Origin of the sequence: Alexandriicola marinus (assembly GCF_004000435.1) — a bacterium.
GTDB classification, from domain to species: domain Bacteria; phylum Pseudomonadota; class Alphaproteobacteria; order Rhodobacterales; family Rhodobacteraceae; genus Alexandriicola; species Alexandriicola marinus.
The window spans coordinates 1-3,979 of sequence record NZ_RBVZ01000037.1; the positions used below are offsets into that span (position 1 = coordinate 1).

3 protein-coding genes are annotated in these 3,979 nt (G+C 58.0%); all 3 read left to right on the top strand.

Going from position 1 to position 3,979, the window contains the following annotated elements; genetic code table 11:
* Window positions 1–886, top strand: an 886-nt coding sequence (locus tag EP376_RS22335) for a carbohydrate ABC transporter permease (protein WP_164745051.1), incomplete at its 5' end; no start/stop codon positions are given.
* A gap of 507 nt (window positions 887–1,393) precedes the next feature.
* Window positions 1,394–1,618: an ABC transporter permease subunit gene (locus tag EP376_RS23705; protein WP_476724224.1), complete on the top strand. Its 225-nt coding sequence runs from the start codon at window positions 1,394–1,396 to the stop codon at window positions 1,616–1,618.
* The gene (locus tag EP376_RS23695; RefSeq protein ID WP_206074832.1) at window positions 1,618–1,806 is read left to right on the top strand and encodes an ABC transporter permease family protein; all 189 of its coding nucleotides are present in this window, start codon (window positions 1,618–1,620) and stop codon (window positions 1,804–1,806) included. Before EP376_RS23705 ends, EP376_RS23695 begins: the two co-directional genes overlap by 1 nt.
* Window positions 1,807–3,979: the final 2,173 nt, after the last annotated feature.

Here is a 3,979-nt window from a genome sequence, read left to right on the forward strand (position 1 = left end):
GTGGAGCCGGCTCGCATCGCGGCGGGTCTTTCTCGCGGCGAGTATTGCGTTCGTTTTGCTGTTCTACATGGCGTTCCAGGTCTTCCCGATCCTTCTGACTTTCGTGGGAAGCTTCTTTCACTGGAGCCCGCTGCAAAACCGGTTCGACGCAGCCGGGCTGGCAAATTACAGGAGCATGCTTGCGGATCCGCTCTTCGCAAAAGCCCTATGGCTCAATCTCTATTTCACCTTCGGCGTTGTCGCCCTTCGAACGGTGATCGGATTGGCCATCGCTCTCGCAATCGCATCGGTCTGGATGGGTAAGGGGTTCTTTCGGACCGTTTACTTCCTTCCGGTCATCGCACCGATGATTGCAGTTTCATTGCTTTGGGAGCAGCTTTACGACCCCGGCTTCGGACTTATCAACATGACGCTTCACGCCTTTGGCCTGATGGGCGAAGAACCGATCCGCTGGTTGCGTGATACCGACCTCGCGATGCCCTCCGTGATCATTATGACCGTCTGGAAGGAAGTTGGCTATGCGGTTGTTATCTTTCTTGCGGCGCTCGCAGGGGTACCGCGCGACCTCTACGAAGCAGCCCGGATCGACGGAGCCAGGCGTTCTCAGCAATTCTGGCTGATCACCTTGCCCATGATCAAGCCAGCGATGGTGTTTGTCGTGATCACGTCGATCATTTCCTACCTTCAGGCCTTTGGACAGATTTTTATCATGACCAAAGGCGGCCCGGCATACGCCACATTCACTACCGTCTATCAGATATTCGATGAGGCGTTCGTGCTTTACAATTTCGGGAAGGCCTCGGCGATTTCAATGACGCTATTTGCGATCACACTGGTGCTGTCGCTCGCGAGCATCCGGATCATGGGGGACGATGATGGTCGCTAAGGCTCGACTTCTGTCAATACTCTTCCTCCTTTCGGCAGGTGCCCTGACCATGGTGGTCCCTTTTGTCTGGATGCTGCTTTCGGCGTTCAAGCCCAATCAGGAAATCCTGCGTATTCCGCCCACGATCCTCCCTGAGGTCTGGACGCTGGACAATTTTCGCCGCGTCTTGTTCGAAATCGACTTCGCCAGCTTCTTCGCGAACTCGCTGCTTCTTGCGACGCTTAAGACGGCGATTATCGTCTATACGAGCGCTCTCGCCGGCTATCTTCTGTCGAAGTTTCACTTTCCAGGCCAACGTTGGCTGTTCTACCTCATCCTGGCCACAATGATGGCGCCTTGGCCGGTGACGATCATCGCGCAATACCAGCAGATGGTCTGGCTTGGCTGGATCGATCATTACGCGGCACTTGTCGTCCCGTTCCTGATGAACAGCTTCGGCGTNATTACGCGGCACTTGTCGTCCCGTTCCTGATGAACAGCTTCGGCGTATTCCTGATGCGCCAGTTCATGATGGGCATCCCTTCCGAACTGATCGACGCAGCGCGCGTCGATGGCGCCTCCGAGTTCCGGATTTTCCATTGGATCGCCCTGCCCCTGTCGGTTCCGGCGCTGTCGGCGCTTGGCATCTTCATCTTCTTGTGGAGCTGNTGCCACTGTCGGTCCCGGCGCTGTCGGCGCTTGGCATCTTCATCTTCTTGTGGAGCTGGGATGACTTCCTCTGGCCTTACCTGATGATCTCACGCCAGGAGGACTATGTCCTTCCGGTCGGGCTGTCTTTGCTGCAAGGCCGGTTCGAGACCGATTACGGAGCGATCTTCGCCGGGATGTCCATCACGATCGTGCCGGTCCTGCTGGTCTACGCAATCCTTCAACGCAAGTTCATCGAAGGGATGACATTTTCGGGAGGGGTCAAGGGATGAGCATGCTCCAGCCGGTCGACACCCGCTTTGCATCGGAGTTGAAGAGCGCACACCCAGCCGACACGACAGGCAAGGATAGCTGGCGTGTCGAGGCTGNGTCCAGCAGATCGACACCCGCTTTGCATCGGAGTTGAAGAGCGCGCACCCAGCCGATACGACAGGGCAGGATAGCTGGCGTGTCGAGGCTGCGGGGCATTCGCTGCGCTTCACGACAAACGCCGCCCGGCTGTTCCTTCTGCGCCGCGAACCGGGCGGGACATTCGTCTTGCCGCTCAGCTGCGAGGCGAAAGAAGAACAAGATGTTTCCATCGGGCATGACCTGGTCTGGCTGCTTCCGAAGNGCACCCAGCCGATACGACAGGGCAGGATAGCTGGCGTGTCGAGGCTGCGGGGCATTCGCTGCGCTTCACGACAAACGCCGCCCGGCTGTTCCTTCTGCGCCGCGAACCGGGCGGGACATTCGTCTTGCCGCTCAGCTGCGAGGCGAAAGAAGAACAAGATGTTTCCATCGGGCATGACCTGGTCTGGCTGCTTCCGAAGGCAGGTGCAGAGGGCGGCGCCTGGATGCTTCGCGCCGAGGGTAGCTGCGGGATCGAAATCAAGCAGGGGATCGAGACAGAAATCATCTTTGCCGAAGGCCCGGTCCATATCCGCCGTTGGAACGGGCGTCCGAACGCGGATGCATTCGGAGGCGAAATCAAGCTTGATTTCGAGGACGGCCAGGCACTTCAGGAGGCATGGGCCGGTTTTTACTGGGACACGATGATGCCGTGTGTGGCCGAACGAACCCTTGCCCGAAACTGCAACGAGGCTGATGGTTACGTCCTGAGCACGCTGGAATTGTCGCGCTACGCAGGGACATATCCCGACGTTGATCACGAATTCCAGATCAAGGGCAGAGTTCTTCTGGGCAACCCCCTGGACAGCGGCCTGTGCCGGCGGATGATCGAGTTGCAGCTACGCCTGATGGAGGAAGATCCAGCAGGCCTTTGGCGGCTTCCGTGTGCCGTTCAGTTGGATGGCAGTCGCGAATACCACGTTCGCCGTTCCAGCATGGATGGAAGCGAAAACGCCGAAATGTTCCTGATGACGGGCAATATCGCCGTCATCGAATCCGCCTGGCTTCATGTCGCTATGACGGACGATATTGATTGGCTGGGCACGCATATCGAGGCGCTTGAACGCGCCTTGAGCATCGTCCGCAGTTTCATCGACAGTGATGGGCGGCTCTGGTCCGATGTCTATTATGAAGACCAAGTCATCAAGGATGGGCGCGTCGCACTTGCCCAGGCCTTTGCCATCAACGCCTTTGACCTGCTGGCCGATCTGGAGCGCCGGCTGGGCCGGCTGGAAAAATCGGCCGACTGCCACGATCTATCGAAGCGCCTGAGAAAAACGCTCTGTGCCGACTTGCCAGAAGGCTATTGGGATCCCTCCAACTCGCGTTTCGTCGATTGGGTCGATCGACATGGTTGTCCCCATGATCATATCCACCTTCTGGCGAATATACTGCCCGTTCATTTTGGTTATGCGTCGAAGGATCAGGCCCGGTCCATCCGGGCGCTTTTAGCAGCAGAATGGGAAGAATTTCAGCGCTTTCCCACCTTCAACGCCGNAGCTTATAGCGGCAGAATGGGAAGAATTTCAGCGCTTTCCCACCTTCAACGCCGCACGCATCGGGGACTATACCGATTCCGAAATCGGCACCGGCGGCCCCTACGATCTATGCGCTGCGGGCCGCTATTGGTGCTGGGATGCCGCCTTTCTTGCGAGCGAGGGACGGGGTCATGCGGTCCGCTATCAGCTTCTGACCGTCGCCGCTGAANTTTTCTGGCAAGCGAGGGACGGGGTGATGCGGTCCGCCATCAGCTTCTGACCGTCGCCGCTGAAGCACGGAAAGACGGATATCTGATGGGCGAACGCTATGACATGGACCACGTCTACTACATCGACGGCAAGACATGGCACGGTGCAGGCCATTACTATGAATACCCTTGTGTCTTCTCCTGGGTTCTACTGCATGAATACCTCGGCATCTGCCCGTCCCTTGACGCCGATCTGTGCCTTCGCCCTGCGGGTCTCGATCCCGGAGAAACGGTTCTCGACATTTCGGCGATAAGGCTCGCGTGGACTTGGCGCGATGGCGTCATGCACCTGCGCAACCTGGCGGACC

Excerpts from the sequence above, each read along its gene's own strand:
- EP376_RS23695 (WP_206074832.1), top strand. The coding sequence starts at position 1,618 with ATGATCTCACGCCAGGAGGACTATGTCCTTCCGGTCGGGCTGTCTTTG.